Genomic DNA, 14,451 nt, shown 5'->3' on the forward strand with positions numbered 1-14,451 from the left:
GTCTTCCGCGATTCCCTTCGCCGCTGGTCGTCAGCCTTGTTCGGGGCGTGGGCGGCGCGACGGCATGTGCCCGTGCACTCCCTCGGCGTACGCGGTCTCGGCGTGTTGGGTGACGTCGACGCCGGTCGTCTCGTCCTCGGCGCTGACCCGGAAGCCCATCACGCGGTCGATCACCTTGGCCAACACGTACGACACGGTGAAGGCGTACACCGCGACGACGACCGCCCCGAGTGCCTGCTTCGCCAGGCCGCCGCCGTAGAAGAGGCCTTGGGGACCTGCCGTCATGACCTCGGTGGCCAGCAGGCCGATCAGCATGACGCCGACGACCCCGCCGACGAAGTGCACCCCGACCACGTCGAGCGAGTCGTCGAACCCGAACCGGAACTTCAGCCCGATCGCGAACGAGCAGACGATTCCGGCCAGCAGGCCGACGATGACGGCGCCAAGGGTTGCCAACTGGTGCCGCTTTGGGCTTATTTGGGTGCACTTCGGTGTGCTCTAGCGTCGCTTGTCGGAGGGCGACGATAGGCTGGCGGCACAAGTTAATCCCCGTGACTGGCCGGGATGCGCCAGTTGTGGTCCAGTCGGGACCACGGCGCCGCGCGTCAGAAGTTCCAGCGGTAGCGCTGGAGACGGCGGGCCAGACCTGCGGATACGGCCAGCCTGGCGAGCCCGCGTAAGACCGACCCGTGCAGAGCGGCGGCCGTGGGCGGTGAAGCCAGAACCCAAACCCCGCAAGGGGACGCCCGCACGAGCGTGTCACTAGAACACACTCGGCGGCAACGGTGTTCACGGTGCCGCAGGCGGCGGCGGCGTGATGGCGACCGCGCTGGCGACCACACCCGACGCGGCGCCGAACGTCGTCGGCCAGCCATTCCGGATCTGCTCGACCGTCAGCCAGCCCGATTCCACTTCGGGCTCCCTTCGGATCCCGAAGAGCATATGTTCAGGGTTCAGCTGGACTTGATGAAGTTCAGATACGAGCGTGACGGAGTAGGCCCTCGCTGGCCCTGATACTTCGATCCGGCCTGCGAGCTGCCGTACGGGTGCTCGGCGGGGCTGGTCAGTCGCAGCAAGCAGAGCTGGCCGATCTTCATGCCCGTCCACAACGTGATCGGCAGGTTGGCGACGTTCGACAACTCCAGGGTGATGTGACCGCTGAAGCCCGGGTCGATGAAGCCGGCGGTGGAGTGCGTCAGCAGGCCAAGCCGGCCCAGCGACGACTTGCCTTCGAGCCTGCCCGCGAGGTCGTCGGGCAGCGTGCAGCGTTCGTAGGTCGACCCGAGGACGAACTCGCCGGGATGCAACACGAACGGCTCACCCTCCTTCGGCTCGACCAGGGTGGTGAGTTCGTCCTGACGTATCGACGGGTCGATGTGCGTGTAGCGGGTGTTGTTGAAGACCCGGAACAGGTTGTCGAGTCGGACGTCGACGCTGGACGGCTGGACCAGGCCGTCGTCGAACGGATCGATCCCCAGCCTGCCGGCGGCGATCTCGGCCCGAATGTCGCGATCGGAGAGCAGCACGCGACGAGCGTATCGGGTGCCTTGGTCTCACAGCGGTTGCTTACCCCACCGCTAGTCCCCGCAAGGCAGGCGCAGCCACACTCACTGCATGCAGGGGCTATCGATGCGAGTGGCGGAGCTGCTCGCCGTCGCCGCCACACTCACCTTGTTCGCGTTCGTCGTCGCGACCCCTAGGCAGCAGGACGTGCAGATCGGGGTGACCGCGTCGGCCGGGGACGTGCAGTTGGTGGACGACACCGGCGATGCCCCCGACACCGATACCACCGACGCCGATGACGACGACTCCGCCATGCTCGAACAGGAAGAAGAAGACGAGCAGAACCGGCAGCAAGAACAACAGGACTTGCAGAACATGCTGCAGTCCGAGCAGGAAGCCGAGCAGCAGAACGAGGCTGCCCAGCAACAGGTGCAACTCGACGAGCAGCTGGCCAGCCAGTAGCCGGGTCTCACCGCTGCCGTCGGCGGGAATGTTAGCCTTTGTACTCGCCAGCCCTGCTGGTCAGGCCGATGTAGTTCAATGGCAGAACATCAGCTTCCCAAGCTGAATACGCGGGTTCGATTCCCGTCATCGGCTCCACGAAGATCGACGAGCCGTCGGATCGATCAGCTCCCTGGTCCGCGAGTCGCCGCCTCACGGACCAGGTTCCAGTAGCGCTCCTCCCGCTCGGTCAAACGCTCGTCGGTGATCGCCCCGAAAGCCGCCGCATCCCGCGCGAAGCGCTCGGCTGCGTCGGGCAGTGCGTCCGGCCCTTCGAGCCGAAAACAGCTCGGCGCCAGCGGTCCGAACAGGAGCGATCGACGCAATTCCGGCCAGCGGGCGAGCGACGGCTCGACGCCGGCCAAGCGGGCGAAAGCCAGTGCTATCACGTTCATTCGCGTCTTCTGCGGTAGCCCGCGTCGCTCCCGGTAGGTCGCCACGGCCGCACGCTGAACATCGGGAGCGAGCGACGGGATCACCCCTCCCCAGGTGTACGCGATCCAGCGGGCCTGCAATTCCAGCGGCACGAAGTAGCCACCGGACTGGTCCCACATGCCGACGAACGCCAAGCCGGGCAGGTCGGGATGGAACGTGTGCAGATCCGAGTCAAGGTGGACGGCATCGAGATCGACTGTGGCCCTGATGCCCTCATCGAGGAAGGGGATGTGCTGTCGGAATCCGGTACCAAAGAGGATCGCGTCGAAGGTCTCCGTAGCACCGTCGGCGAACGAGACGGCGCGTTCGGCCACGGACGACATCCACGGGCGCACCCGGATCCGGCCCTCCGCGACCAGCGGCAGGTAGTCCTGACTGAGGGTGACGCCGGCGGCGAACAGCGACGGGGCGGGCGCCGGCGCGCCGTACTGTTCGGGGCTGCCGCCCGCCTCGACGACGATTTCCTTGAGCTGCCGGTCGATTTCGGCGGCGGGCAGCGTCTCGGCGGCCAACACTCCGTAGCGGGTGAAGATGCGGTGGTCCGACGGAACCCCGGCCGCGAATTTCGGCAGCACGTAGCGCTGCCGGCGCTGCGTGACGACCACGTCAGCACCCGCGTGGGAGACCGCCGTCGCGATCTCGAGCGCGCTCACCGCGCAGCCGGCCACCAGCACCCGCTTACCGCGATACCGGCCGGGATCGCGGAACGCGAACGTCGAACCGACCTCGCCGGCGAAGGTGTCCAAGCCGGGAACAGCTGGAATGGCCGGGCTCTGGAATCGCCCGCTGGCGACCACCACCCGGTCGAATTGCTCTGAGCCATCGGAGGTCTCAACGATCCAACCCCGACTGAGACGCAGCACCTCGGCCCCGAACCGCGGCACCAGATCGAACATCTCCGCGTACCGGCGCAGGTAGTCGTGCACGTCGCGATTCGACGGGAAGGTCGCGGTGCCGTCGTGCGACAGGTCGCTGAATGCGGTCAGAATCCGACTGGTGTTGGCGTGCATGTCCGGCCACACGCCGCTGCGGCCGGGCGCGCCCGTCCACTGACCGCCGAGTTCGGTACCCGACTCGAAGATCGTGACCTCGAAGCCCTGAGCCGACAGCCAGCGCGCGGTGATTAGCCCACCGGGGCCGGCGCCGATCACCGCGACGCTGTCAGTCATGCGAAAACCATCGCACGATTAGGACGCGGCGCCGGCCAGCCATTCCGTGACGAAGGCGTTGAGGTCCTCGCTGCGTCCGCTGAGCAGTGCCTTGATCTGTCGGCTCTCGTCATCGGCGAGCACCTCGAAGTCGCCACGCGCCACGCCGTCGTAGGACACTGCGACGACACTGGCCGGACTCACCTTCGGAAAGTCCCAGGCTGCCGACATCGCGGTGTCGATCAGGCCGACGATCACCCCCGTGACGCCGGTGCCCTGCGGCGCCAGTTCGCCGCGCAGTGCGTTGGTCGCCGACCACGCCGCGGCCTTCGATCCGGCGTACACCGAGTTGATCGGCGTCCAGACCGAGAGCACGTTGAGGACGAACTCTTCGAGCTCGTCACTGCGCTGTCCTGGGCCGTTGATCGCTTCGGCGACGACGTAGAGCGCGCCCGCCGCCGGGTGGCGCCAGCGACTCCAGGGGTGTTCCCGCCTTGATCAATGTGACTACGCTCACACTGATCGACCGATGAGGAGCACCCATGACCGCTACAGCAGACGTCGTACCCGTATTGGACAAGCGCCGGAGCAAGTGGCTGGCGCGCGTTCAGGCCACGATCGCCGCGGAAGCCGCGCTGGCCGTGCTGGACAAGGATCTCGAAGCGAACGCCCTGCAGTGCGAGGCCAATAAGGCCGCGCTTGCGGCGGCGATCACGCGCACCGCGGAGTTGGAGAAGGAGATCAAAGCGCTGGCGAAGCAGCGCAAGCAACTGCGCGCCGACCGGACGGGCGCCAAGCGCGTCGTGAAGGATGCCCGCAGTCGAGCGAAGGTCACCGAGAAGAAGTTCGATAAGGCGCTCATTGCCGACTTGCTGCAGAAGGCCAAGACCGCAGCGTTGGCTACGAACGGCGCGCCACCCGCGAGCCGAACCCGCGCTCGCACCCCTGCCAAAGCTGCGGCGCGGCGGCGCGCCCCTGCTTCGGCGAACGGTCGCAGCGCGCGGGCCTAACGCATGCATGAGGGTGGCGCAGGTATGTCGCGCTGCGTGGAGCTTGATGTGGCGTGGTTGGCTTCGGTTCCACAGGTGTTCAGCACCCACATCACGACGGGCCGCTACAGCGTTTATGCGTTAGTGATAGCTGCCGACGAACGGTCGGTCGCTCGACTCTTGGTCGACGAGCTTCCCCGCGTTGCGGAGATACGTGCCGTACAGACCGCTGAGTCAGGGCTTACCCAACCCGAGGCCACAGTGATCGTCCGTAGGTTACGGAACAATCAGCGACGCCCGCCGGGAGTTGAATTGAACCCTGGCTGAGCCACATCCGGTTCGGTGAGCTGGAACGGGGGTGGCGCGACGACATCGGGGGCGGCCGGTGCGCTCGCTACTTCACCACCGCCGCCGTCGGTGGGGGCACCGCTGATGATCTCGCTGGAATCTCCAGGCGCTTCCGGGCCGATTCCCTCGTTTACACCGCTCGTTGGGACCCACACCATCAAGTCCTGGACACCATCGTTGTAGACGACGCTGTTGGGAGTGTCACCAATGACATCGAAGTAGATCTTGCCCGGGATTCCGCCGCCAATGATCCGATAGTTCTGCCCGCTCTCAGCGCGGGCGTTGAACAGCGCAGCTATGGGGACGCCCCCGTCGTTGGTCACGGTTGCTTCATACAACCGGCCGTTGTGAAACACGGCGTCCGAACTCGGTCTCAGCCCTTTCACCGTGTAAGTGATCATTGGGTTGCCGTAGACATCCTCGAGTGACTCCGGCACGCCGTATGGCTTGATGTTGTTGGCCGCTGAAGCCGGGACCGCCACACCGGTGGCCACGACGATCGCGACCGCAGCGATGCCGACAGGTGCCACAAGTTTCCGAATCTTCATACTTACCCCTCTGTGTCAGACGCTTCGGGGCCGAACATTACCTCGCCGTATCAGCGTGAAAGGGCTATTTGGCGCAGCAGGCCTCAGGGTCCGCGCTTGGCAAGCGCGACCCGGTGACCGCCAACACGGCGATCATCAGCTTCTTCATGATTGGTTGCCCCTCAGCTCTGCCTCGTTGGAGTTCCCCCTGGCATGTCCCCCGCACCATTCGTGCATCCTGCGACGCCCTTCCGGCGTGTCCCGTCGTCAGATTCACACAAGCCCCGCAGCGCAGCGCGCGCTTGCCAGGATCACCACCATTCAACACGTTTCTCTGATCACCGATTGAAATTGGTGCCAAGACAACGGCTTTCACCGGACTGGTCCCGCCCACTTCCTTACCGGCAACCGTTGCCCCGGAATGCAAGCGGGTCCGAAGCCCGGATTTCCGTGCACGAACGTCAGATTCGTAGGCGGGAGCCAACACCCTGAAATGCGTCGCCTCACGGATTAACATCCCCCGAGCACGGGTTCACCGCGGGGTCTGAATGGGTGGGAGACATTGATGACGCAGGTCGACAACACGGAGGCAACCACTCCGTCGGTTCGCGAACTCACCCTTCGAGGGGTGGTGCTGGGCGCTGCCATCACGCTCATCTTCACCGCAGCCAACGTCTATCTGGGACTCAAGGTCGGCCTGACGTTTGCCACCGCGATTCCGGCGGCAGTCATCTCGATGGCGATCCTGCGCTACTGCCGTGGCCACACGATCGTCGAGAACAACATCGTGCAGACCATTGCCTCGGCAGCAGGGACCCTTTCCGCGATCATCTTCGTCCTCCCCGGATTGATCATGATCGGGTGGTGGACGGGCTTTCCGTACTGGATCACGGTGGCCGTGTGCATCGTGGGCGGCGTCCTCGGCGTGATGTACTCCGTGCCTCTGCGGCGCGCTCTGGTCACCGGTTCGGACCTGCCCTACCCAGAGGGTGTCGCCGCGGCCGAGGTCCTCGAGGTCGGCGAGGCCGCCGTGGACGGCGGCGAGGGCAACAAGCGAAGCCTGCGCGCGATCGTGGTGGGTTCGCTGGTGGCAGCCGGGTTTTCACTCCTCGCCGCGACGAAGGTCATTCTCAGCGACATCGCCGTCTACTTCCGCCTTGGCGCCGGCGGTTCGACGATCGGCGCGAGCCTCTCGCTGGCACTTATCGGCGTCGGCCATCTCGTGGGTGTCACTGTCGGCTTCGCCATGATCGTCGGTTTGGTGATCTCCTACTTCGTGTTGCTGCCGACACTGACGTGGGGTGACATCGCCGCCGGCGATGTCGTGAAGACCGTCGTGTCCAGCACGTTCTCCCATGACGTCCGGTTCGTCGGCGCTGGTGCCATCGCCATCGCGGCCATCTGGACGCTCCTCAAGATCCTCGGCCCGATCGTTCGGGGAATCCGCGCGGCCGCCGCCTCAACGCGCCTGCGCCGCAGCGGAACCGAGGTGGAGCTGACCGAACGGGACCTGCCCATCTGGATCGTCGGCGGTACGATCGCGGCGTCGCTGATCCCCATCGGGCTGCTGCTCTGGTGGTTCCTCGCGAGCACGCAGATCGGCGGCAATACGCCGCTCATCATCGCGGTGACGCTGCTGTTCGTCGTCGTGCTCGGCGCGATTCTCGCGTCCGTCGCCGGTTACATGGCCGGCCTGATCGGTTCGTCCAACAGCCCGATATCGGGGCTCGGCATTCTGGTCGTCGTCGCCGCGTCGCTGACGTTGGTGCTGGTGCACGGGCGCAGCGACGACGCCAAACAGACGTTGGGATTGGTGGCCTACGCGTTGTTCGCCACGGCGATCGTGTTCGGCATCGCCACCATTTCCAACGACAACCTTCAGGACCTCAAGACCGGCCAGCTCGTCGGCGCAACACCGTGGCGGCAGCAGGTCGCGCTGGTGATCGGCGTCGTCTTCGGCGGGCTGGTGATTCCCCCCGTGCTCACCCTGCTGAACACCGCGTTCGGTTTCGCCGGCGCACCGGGCGCCGGTGAGAACGCGCTTTCCGCACCGCAAGCGGCGTTGATCTCCTCGCTCGCCAAGGGCGTCTTCGGCGGCGACTTGGATTGGGGCCTCTTGGGTCTCGGCGTCGCCATCGGTGCCGTCGTGATCGCGATCGACGAGGTGCTGAAGCGGACGACGAAGTTCGCCCTGCCGCCGCTGGCCGTCGGGATGGGCATGTACCTCCCGATGTCGCTGACCTTGATCATTCCGCTCGGCGCGCTGCTGGGCCGCTTCTACGACAAGTGGGCGGACCGCACGGGCGGCGACGTCGAGCAGAAGAAGCGCCTCGGCGTGCTGATGGCAACGGGCCTGATCGTCGGCGAGAGCTTGTTCGGTGTGGTGTTCGCGGGCATCGTCGCGGGTTCCGGCAGCGATTCCCCGCTCGCGATCGTTGGTGACGGATTCGAGAACTGGGCCGAGATCCTGGGCGTGGTCCTGTTCGTGGCCGTTCTAGCCGGTCTGTACAAGTGGACTCGGCGATTGTCGGGCGCTGAATGCTAGGGGCGCTGCCTTCTAGCCTGCCGATTTGTCGCTGGGCCCCCGTGCAAATCGATCCCTACGAGACGCCCGAGCAGCACAACCGGGGCCATTGAGATCTCTTGCGCCGTACGTTAGCGCGGCACGTCGGGTGGCGTGATCGACCGCGGTGAAAGCTGCAGTGTCCGCACGTGTTCGGCGATGGCGGCGAGGTTGGTGGTCCAGACGTCGTCGTGCTCGAGGACGTAGCGCATCAGGTCGTCGAGTTCGGCGGCGCGTGACGGCCGCCCGGTCAGGAACGGATGGTTGGTGAGCACCCAGCAGCCGCCGACCCTTCGCAGGCCGTCGAATTCGAGCTGCCAGATCTCGCGCGCCTTCCGCGGGCTCTCGATCAGCCCGCTGCCGGAGACGTCGGGCAGATAGCAGTACTGCTCCCAGTCGTCGAGCGCCCACTGGATCGGGATCTCGACGAGCGACCGGTCGGCGCCGGGGGTGATCGCCAGCTCGTAGGGGTGATCGGAGTCCATCAGGCTCGAGTCGTAGAGGAAGCCGCGCTCGGCCAGCAGCGCCGGGGTGCGCCACGACAAGTCCCACATCGGCGCCCGGTACCCCGACGGCCGCACTCCCGCGACGTCGGCGAGGGCAGCCAGACCCCGGTCGAGCACGTCGATCTCCTGCTCGAGGGTCAGTTTGGTGGGCTGCTCGTGCAGATAACCGTGGTGGGCGATTTCGTGCCCGGCGGCCACGATGCTGCGGATCGCCTCCGGATAGCGATCGGCGGTATGGCCTGGCACGAAGAACGTCGAGGCGATCTGGTGTCGCTCCAACAGATCCAGGATGCGCGGTACCCCGACGAGCGGACCGTAGGCCTGATGGCTCATCACGCTCATCCGTGCGCCGACAGCCTCGTTGTCCCACAACACGGCCGACTCGGCATCGACGTCGAAGGTGAAGGCCGCCGCCGCGGTTTTACCGTCCGGCCAACGTATTTGACTCATGCGTCGACCATAAGCGTGATCAGCTCGTAAGCAAGGTTGGCTCCTGCGACGGCAGTGATCTCGGCCTGGTCGTAGGCCGGCGCCACCTCCACCACGTCCGCACCGACGATGTCGAGTGCACGCATCGCCCGAAGCACCGCCACCAGTTCACGGCTGGTCATCCCGCCGATCTCGGGCGTCCCGGTCCCCGGCGCGAACGCCGGATCCAGCACGTCGACGTCGATGGACACGTACACCGGGTGCTCACCCACCCGGGCCAGCACCCGCTCGATCACGCCGTCGACCCCGATGCGATCGATGTCGCGGCAATGCACTGCGGTGAAACCGAGTTCGGCGTCCTCGAGCAGATCCGCCCGGTCATACAGCGAGCCGCGGATACCGACGTGCGCGGAGTGGTCCTTGACCAACAGGCCCTGTTCCGACGCGCGCCGGAACGGCGAGCCGTGAGTACAGGGCGCGCCGAAGTAGGTATCCCAGGTGTCGAGGTGAGCGTCGAAGTGCACCAGCGCTACCGGGCCATGGACCTCGTTCATGGCCTGCAGGGCGGGCAGCGCGATGGTGTGGTCCCCGCCGAGCAGGACCACTCGCTGCTCGGGTCTGGTGAGCAGACCAAGGATGCCTGCGCGGATCTCGTCGACGGCTGCGTCGATGTCGAACGGGTTGGCCGCGATGTCACCGGCGTCGACGACCTGCGCGGTGGCGAAGGGAGCCACGTCCAGCGCGGGGTGATAGGGCTTCAGTAACCGCGAGGCCTGGCGGATCGCGGCAGGTCCGAACCGGGCACCAGGGCGATAGGTCACTCCGCTGTCGAACGGCACGCCCACCACGGCGATGTCGTAGTCGCCGACTTCGTGGCGCTGCGGCAATCGCGCGAACGTTCCGATGCCCGCGTAGCGCGGCACAGCCCGCGCGTCGACCTGCCCCACGATTCCCGTCGCCGTCTGGACATGCGGTTGGTTGTGCACCTCTGCTGCCTCCCTCATGCTCTCGACCGTGTCGAGCCGCCGTTACACGAAATCACCTGACCGACCACCGCTTCCACGTCGAAGTCGGACAACAACTCGACCGCGGCGGCCACCTCATCGGGAAATCCGATCCGCCCCAAGGGGATCGACGACGCGTAGTGCCTGTGTATCGCTTCCAGTTCCACTCCGGCGGCGTCGGCGTCCACCTGCAACTGCGGGGTGTCGGTGACTCCGGGTGCGACGGCGTTCACGATGATGTGATCGGGCGCCAGCTCACGGCCCAGTGTCTTGACCAACGAGATGAGCCCGGACTTCGACGCTGCGTACGCGGTCGCCTCCGGCCACCCGGTGATTCCCCACTCGCTGCTGACCACCACGATCCGCCCGGCTCCCGCGTCACGCATGTGCGGAAGTACCGCCTGAACCAGATAGAACGTGCCACTCAGGTTGGTGTCCACCACTTTCCACCAGTCGGCGTCGTCGTGGTCGAGCAGCGGCGCCATCGTCATGTAGGCGTGGTTGGCCACCAGGACGTCGAGACGACCCGCCGCCTGCACGACGCCCGCGACCATGCGCACGCATTCGGCCGGATCGGATACATCACCGGCAGCAGTTAGCCCACCGATCTCGTCGGCAAGGGCAGCCAGCTCAGCACTGTCGCGGATGTCGTTGACCGCCACCGTCGCTCCCGCGGCCGCCAAGCGCCGGGCGTGTGCAGCGCCCATCCCCCGAGCGGCGCCGGTGACCAGAGCCACCCGGCCATCCAGCTTGGTACTCATATGACGGCTCCAGAGTTGACGTTGACGACCTCGCCGACGCTGAACGTCGCATCACAGACCAGATATTCGACGCAGCGCGCCACTTCCTGCGGGGTGGCCAGCCGTCGCAGCGGCAGCGTTCTCAGGTAATCGTCTGCGCGCCAAGGAGAATCGGTGGCCAGCAGCGGTGTGTCCGTCGGCCCGGGGGCGACGCAGTTGACTCGCACGCCGTGTCCTGCCACCTCGGCGGCGAGGCTGCGGACGAACCCGAGAATCGCACCCTTGGCAGCGGCGTAGTGCGCATCCTGATCGCCGCCGCCAACGGCGAGCTCGCTCGCCACCGCCACAAGTGCGCCACGCTGCTCGACCAGGTCGGGCAGCGTCGCCCGCGCCACGTTCACCAGACCGCCCAGGTGGACGCGCAGCATCCGTCGCCACGCATCGGCACTGATCTCGGCGACCGGCGCCATCTCGTAGTAGCCCGCCGACGTCACCACCGCACTGATGGGACCGAGCCGGTCGCGAATCTGGGATACCGCGGCAGCGACCGCGGTCGAATCCGAAACATCAACCGCAACAGCATGGTCCGAGCCAGCAGGATTGAGGTCGAGACAGCCCACGACGAAGCCGCGCCCGGCCAGTGCCTCGACGGCGGCGGCGCCGATACCGCTCGCCCCGCCGGTGACCAGCGCCACCGGACGATCACTCACCGGAGAACGCCCGATCGTCGGCCTGTTCGTCACTGGCTTCGATGTCGTCGATCACCGACGTGCCCAGGATCCGGGCTCGCACGCTCGCCAGGATGGCGGCGCCGATCACCCCAAGCACCACAACGCCGATCCACACCGACCAGTCCAGGTAACGCTGCTCGAAAGTTGGTCGCGGCCAAGCGATGTTGAGGAACTGCAGCACCGCCCACACCGCAGCAACCACCGCTACCGGCAGTGCCGCGCGACCCAGCGAGAACGTGGCGGACGTCCATGCTCCGCGCAGCAGCACCACCAGGAACCCGATCAGAGGGAAGAGGAACGCCAGGTAGAAACCGCCCGCGGTGAAGTTGACCATCAGCGTGTAGACGTCGCTGGCGACGATGCTCAACAGGAACAGAGCCGCGCCGATCACCGTGGTGACCAGGACCGCCATCACGGGGATGCGCGCCTGGCCCCGCAGCTGCGCCAACGCACGGGCCGCGGGCAACGCGCCGTCGCGGGCATAGGCCCAGATGACCCGCGATGCCGAGGTCTGCAGGGCAAGGAAACTGGCAAGGAAGCCGATGACGAACAGCACCTCAACGGGTTTGGCGATGCCTGCACCCAGCGCCGCGGTCAAGGTGTCGTACACCGGGTCGGCCACCGTACCGTCGGCCACCGCGCCCAGATCCGGGATGGCCAGGATGATCGCGAGGCTGGAGTACACCACCACCACGGCGATGAACACCAGTGAGAACAGCACAGCCTTCGGCAGGTCTCGGCGCGGTTCGTGCACCTCTTCGGCGATGGCACCGGCACTTTCGAAGCCGACGAAGGACCAGCCGATGAACGCGACCGCCATCAGGAACGGGCCGCTCAGGTACGTCCATGGGCTCACCTGTGGACCACCGCCCTCGAACAGCACCGACAGTGAGTTGTGTCGATGGAACAGCAGCAGCCAGGTACCCAGCCCGACCGAGCCGATCACCTCGGCGATGATGCTGCCGACCATGAAGATCTTCAGTGCGCGCCGCCCAATCAGGTTGACCGCAGTACCTGCCAGCAGAATCACCAACGCGATCAGCGCGAGTGTCCCCCCGGACGGCGCCTCCACCCCGACGATGTTGGCGATGAAGCCGGCCGCTCCGATCGCCACGGTCGCCATCGCGATCACCAGCGTCCACATGTAGACCCAGCCGGCGAACCAGCCGTACGTCGTGCCGAGCAGGCGGCGCGACCACTGGTAGATCGACCCCTCCAGCGGCCAGCGCGACACCAGCACGGCGAAGACCAGCGCGACGAGGAGCTGCCCTCCGAACACCAGAAGGAAGCCCCACCAGAAGCTGGGGCCCGCGGCGGAGATCGCCAAGGCGAAGATGCCGTAGAGCGCCACGATCGGCGAGATGAATGCGAAGGCGAAGGCGAACGCCGACCACAACGAGAACTCTCTGCGCAACAGCTGGGGCTGCTCGGCGGGGATGATCGATGACGACATGTCTGCTCCCACTTCTCGACACTGGTGGCAGGAACTATCACGCCCGGTCAGCGCCAGCGCCAGCTGATCTGCCGAAGACGCAGTGATCGCACCTCGTCGGTGTCCCGCATTGGAGGATCACACAACGGCATCGGGTGCGGATGTGACGGCGGCGTTACGCTCGTCCAATGGATCGGTCGTCCGGTGGGGCCCCGGCGGAGCCTGCGGCAACCGAGGACCGCGCGCCGGGCGCCCCCACCCTGCGCGACCTGCTCGACGCTTCTGGGCTGGGGCTCGCCGTGCCCGACGGCCCGGCACAGGACCTCGACCGCGCGATCAGCTGGGCCCACACCACCGAGATGCGGGATCCGGCGAAGTATCTGCGCGGCGGTGAGTTGGTCTGCACTGTGGGGATCAGCCTGCAGACACCATTGGACTGCCAGACGTTCGCCGACTCGTTGGCGCGAGCCGGCGTGGCGGGCGTGTGCTTCGGCATCGGCGACGGCCACGACGTCGTGCCGTCCGCCTTGCTGGCCCAGTGCAGGCGCCGCGGCCTTCCGGTGCTGATCGCGGCGCCGAGCGTGCCCTTCACCACGGTGAGCCGCTTCGTCGCCGAGTACGAACTCGGCGCGGAGATCGCCACCGCCCGGGCGACCAATGCGCTAGTCCCGGAGCTACTTTCGTCCCTGCGCCGACACGAATCTGCTCGTGAACTGCTGGATACAGCAGGCCAGCTCCTGGAGTGCTACTTCCTGCTCGATTCGGACGGCCAGTCGGCGGGTGAGTCGCAGGCGGTCGGGGTCGAGGTTCCCGGGCTGGGCACTCTCGGATGGGTGGGCAGTGGCGCTCCCCCGGAACCGGCGCTGCTCGAGCTGATCGCCAGGTTCGTGCGAGCGACCCAGGCCCAACGAGACGTCGAAACCGCGCTTGCCCGTGAACGCGTCGGCCAGCTGCTGTCCCTGGTCGAACGGCGGATGTTGTTGCCCGACGCGCTCAGCCAGTTGCTTCCGTGGCCCGGCTTTGCGGCAGGAAGGCTGACCTGCTCGGCATGGCCGGCGGGAGCCGGTGCGCTGCTGTCGATGGCCATCCCCGACGCGCTCGTCGGCGCTGCCCCCGACCTATGCCTGATGCTGACCACGGAATCGTTGGAGGTGGCGGACGACCTGGCCGTGCCTTCTGGACACTCGGCGCCGGTGCCGCTGACGGAGATCGGGTCGGCGATCAGTCAAGCGCGCATCGCACTGGATCTGGCCCAACGCCGGGGAAGCAGTGTCGGACCGGATCAGTTGAGCACTCTGGAAAGCCTTCTGGAGCAACTCCCCCTCGCTCAGCTCGCTCCCTTCAAGCAGCAGCTGATCGATCCGCTCGCCGAGATGGACCGCGTGCGCGGCACTCAACACGTGCGCACTCTGCGCACGTTCCTGACCGCGAACGGCTCGTTGAGCGAGACCGCTCGCGTCCTCTATCTGCACACCAATACCGTGCGGCACCGGCTTGCTCGAATCAACGAGCTCACCGGCCGAGATCCGTTGAACCACAACGATCAGGCAGCGTTCCTGATAGGCCTGCGCACGTTGGACCGGGGTGATTGAGTC

At 66.5% G+C, this 14,451-nt stretch carries 14 protein-coding genes, 1 tRNA gene and 1 pseudogene; 5 read left to right on the forward strand and 11 right to left on the reverse strand.

The window, feature by feature from the left end:
* Positions 1-30: 30 nt before the first annotated feature.
* From HNP02_RS09765 to dcd, 3 genes and pseudogenes are all read right to left on the reverse strand, one after another.
* Positions 31-477, reverse strand: a pseudogene (locus tag HNP02_RS09765) (ammonia channel protein); the annotation flags it as partial.
* Between the two features lie 312 nt (positions 478-789).
* A complete protein-coding gene (locus tag HNP02_RS09770; protein WP_221317450.1) occupies positions 790-942 on the reverse strand; it encodes a hypothetical protein in 153 nt (50 codons plus the stop codon).
* Between the two features lie 11 nt (positions 943-953).
* Positions 954-1,526 (reverse strand): dCTP deaminase, encoded by a 573-nt coding sequence (gene dcd, locus HNP02_RS09775; protein WP_184437523.1) that lies wholly within the window; start codon positions 1,524-1,526, stop codon positions 954-956.
* An 88-nt stretch (positions 1,527-1,614) separates the two neighbouring features.
* Here dcd and HNP02_RS09780 point away from each other — a divergent pair, with 88 nt between their 5' ends.
* Both HNP02_RS09780 and HNP02_RS09785 read left to right on the forward strand, forming a co-directional pair.
* Positions 1,615-1,965, forward strand: a complete 351-nt coding sequence (locus tag HNP02_RS09780) for a hypothetical protein (protein ID WP_184437525.1) — start codon at positions 1,615-1,617, stop codon at positions 1,963-1,965.
* Positions 1,966-2,029: 64 nt separating this feature from the next.
* A tRNA-Gly gene (locus HNP02_RS09785) sits at positions 2,030-2,103 on the forward strand.
* 26 nt (positions 2,104-2,129) lie between these two features.
* Here HNP02_RS09785 and HNP02_RS09790 read toward each other — a convergent pair.
* Together HNP02_RS09790 and HNP02_RS09795 are read right to left on the reverse strand one after the other, a co-directional pair.
* Positions 2,130-3,608 (reverse strand): NAD(P)/FAD-dependent oxidoreductase, encoded by a 1,479-nt coding sequence (locus tag HNP02_RS09790; protein WP_184437527.1) that lies wholly within the window; start codon positions 3,606-3,608, stop codon positions 2,130-2,132.
* 18 nt (positions 3,609-3,626) lie between these two features.
* Positions 3,627-3,962 (reverse strand): SDR family NAD(P)-dependent oxidoreductase, encoded by a 336-nt coding sequence (locus tag HNP02_RS09795; RefSeq protein ID WP_184437529.1) that lies wholly within the window; start codon positions 3,960-3,962, stop codon positions 3,627-3,629.
* Between the two features lie 167 nt (positions 3,963-4,129).
* Between HNP02_RS09795 and HNP02_RS09800 the strand changes: the two genes are divergently transcribed.
* A complete protein-coding gene (locus tag HNP02_RS09800; RefSeq protein ID WP_184437531.1) occupies positions 4,130-4,597 on the forward strand; it encodes a hypothetical protein in 468 nt (155 codons plus the stop codon).
* Between the two features lie 266 nt (positions 4,598-4,863).
* Here the strand turns inward: HNP02_RS09800 and HNP02_RS09810 are convergent, their stop codons facing one another.
* A complete protein-coding gene (locus HNP02_RS09810; protein WP_184437535.1) occupies positions 4,864-5,472 on the reverse strand; it encodes a DUF1942 domain-containing protein in 609 nt (202 codons plus the stop codon).
* A gap of 544 nt (positions 5,473-6,016) precedes the next feature.
* Between HNP02_RS09810 and HNP02_RS09815 the strand changes: the two genes are divergently transcribed.
* Positions 6,017-7,996 (forward strand): OPT family oligopeptide transporter, encoded by a 1,980-nt coding sequence (locus tag HNP02_RS09815; RefSeq protein ID WP_184437537.1) that lies wholly within the window; start codon positions 6,017-6,019, stop codon positions 7,994-7,996.
* Positions 7,997-8,106: 110 nt separating this feature from the next.
* Here HNP02_RS09815 and HNP02_RS09820 read toward each other — a convergent pair whose 3' ends face one another.
* From HNP02_RS09820 to HNP02_RS09840, 5 genes are read right to left on the reverse strand one after another with little or no spacing between them, the layout of a single operon-like run.
* Positions 8,107-8,970: a polysaccharide deacetylase gene (locus HNP02_RS09820; RefSeq protein WP_184437539.1), complete on the reverse strand. Its 864-nt coding sequence runs from the start codon at positions 8,968-8,970 to the stop codon at positions 8,107-8,109.
* Positions 8,967-9,953, reverse strand: coding sequence for an agmatinase (gene speB / locus HNP02_RS09825; protein WP_184437541.1), 987 nt, complete (start codon positions 9,951-9,953; stop codon positions 8,967-8,969). The genes HNP02_RS09820 and speB overlap by 4 nt, the downstream gene beginning before the upstream one ends.
* Positions 9,950-10,714 (reverse strand): SDR family NAD(P)-dependent oxidoreductase, encoded by a 765-nt coding sequence (locus tag HNP02_RS09830; protein ID WP_184437543.1) that lies wholly within the window; start codon positions 10,712-10,714, stop codon positions 9,950-9,952. Before HNP02_RS09830 ends, speB begins: the two co-directional genes overlap by 4 nt.
* Positions 10,711-11,403, reverse strand: coding sequence for an SDR family NAD(P)-dependent oxidoreductase (locus HNP02_RS09835; RefSeq protein ID WP_184437545.1), 693 nt, complete (start codon positions 11,401-11,403; stop codon positions 10,711-10,713). The genes HNP02_RS09830 and HNP02_RS09835 overlap by 4 nt, the downstream gene beginning before the upstream one ends.
* Positions 11,396-12,877 (reverse strand): APC family permease, encoded by a 1,482-nt coding sequence (locus tag HNP02_RS09840; RefSeq protein WP_184437547.1) that lies wholly within the window; start codon positions 12,875-12,877, stop codon positions 11,396-11,398. Before HNP02_RS09840 ends, HNP02_RS09835 begins: the two co-directional genes overlap by 8 nt.
* Before the next feature lie 239 nt (positions 12,878-13,116).
* Here HNP02_RS09840 and HNP02_RS09845 point away from each other — a divergent pair, with 239 nt between their 5' ends.
* Positions 13,117-14,448, forward strand: a complete 1,332-nt coding sequence (locus HNP02_RS09845; RefSeq protein WP_255506406.1) for a PucR family transcriptional regulator — start codon at positions 13,117-13,119, stop codon at positions 14,446-14,448.
* Positions 14,449-14,451: the final 3 nt, after the last annotated feature.

The sequence above is a fragment of the Mycobacterium sp. AZCC_0083 genome, from assembly GCF_014202335.1.
Taxonomy (GTDB): domain Bacteria; phylum Actinomycetota; class Actinomycetes; order Mycobacteriales; family Mycobacteriaceae; genus Mycobacterium.